This window comes from uncultured Clostridium sp. (assembly GCF_910588715.1).
Taxonomy (GTDB): Bacteria; Bacillota; Clostridia; order Clostridiales; family Clostridiaceae; genus Clostridium.
On sequence record NZ_CAJURG010000035.1, the window covers coordinates 1 to 1101 of the forward strand.

Annotated in this window: 1 protein-coding gene; it reads left to right on the forward strand. The window is 27.6% G+C overall.

From position 1 onward, the window contains the following. Window positions 1–79: 79 nt before the first annotated feature. Complete coding sequence (locus QZ321_RS12460; RefSeq protein ID WP_294197075.1) at window positions 80–1078, forward strand: DDE-type integrase/transposase/recombinase; 999 nt, start codon at window positions 80–82, stop codon at window positions 1076–1078. The last annotated feature ends 23 nt before the right edge of the window (window positions 1079–1101 follow it).

A 1101-nucleotide genomic window follows, 5' to 3' on the forward strand; every position in this document is an offset into this window, starting at 1 on the left:
AAATAAAAATTGAATAAGTGATTTAAATCATATATAATTGAGTTGCGAAACCATTATATAAAGGAGATTTAAATCACTTATGAATAATATTATAACAGAAAAGAAAGAAAAAAGATACCTTCCACACGATACTAATACAAGAAAATATGCAGTAGAGATGTATAGAAATTGTGGAGATATAAATTATGTGTGTAGGAAGTACCATATTTCAAGGGTTTCATTGTGGAGATGGAATAAAGCATATGATGGAACAGCTGAGAGCATAACAGATAAATCTCATAGACCAAAGAGTAAGCACCCTAATGCTCATACAAATCAAGAAATAAGATGGATAAGAAATTATGTAAGAAGAAATCCAAGAATAACATTGTGTGAATTATGGGTAAAATTAAAACGAGAAAAAGGATACACAAGAACAATAACAGCATTATATAGAGTAATGAGAAGACTAGATATAAAATTTTATAAAGGAATGAATATAAAAAACACATCAAAGAAAAAACATAATAAGAAATATAATACGCCAAAAAATGTAGGAGAAAAAGGACAAATGGATGTGAAATATGTACCGAGTGAGTGTAAGAGTGAAATATTACCAGAAGACAAAAAGTTTTATCAATATACATACATAGAAGAGGCGACAAGAGAAAGATTTTTATATTGGTATGAAGAGCATACACCGGAAAATACAGTAGATTTCGTAAATAGATTAATCGAATATTTAGGATATAAACCAAAAGAGATCCAGACAGACAATGGGATAGAATTTACATATAATAAGGCAAATATAAAGAAAATACACCCATTAGATAAACGATTAAAAGAATTAGGAATAAAGCATCATAAAATACAACCAAGAACACCACAGCATAATGGAAAAGTAGAAAGAAGTCATAGGAATGATAACGAAAGATTTTATAGTTATCTAAAGTTTTATAGTTTAGAAGATTTAAGAGAACAAGGAAAAAGATATTTAAAAAGGTCAAATAATATACCAATGGCAGTATTAAGATACTTAACACCAAAAGAAAAACGAGCTGAACTGGAAGTATTTGGAATGATCAATTGTGTAGCTTAATTATATATATTAATTTTTATATA

Excerpts from the sequence above, each read along its gene's own strand:
- QZ321_RS12460 (WP_294197075.1), top strand. The coding sequence starts at position 80 with ATGAATAATATTATAACAGAAAAGAAAGAAAAAAGATACCTTCCACAC.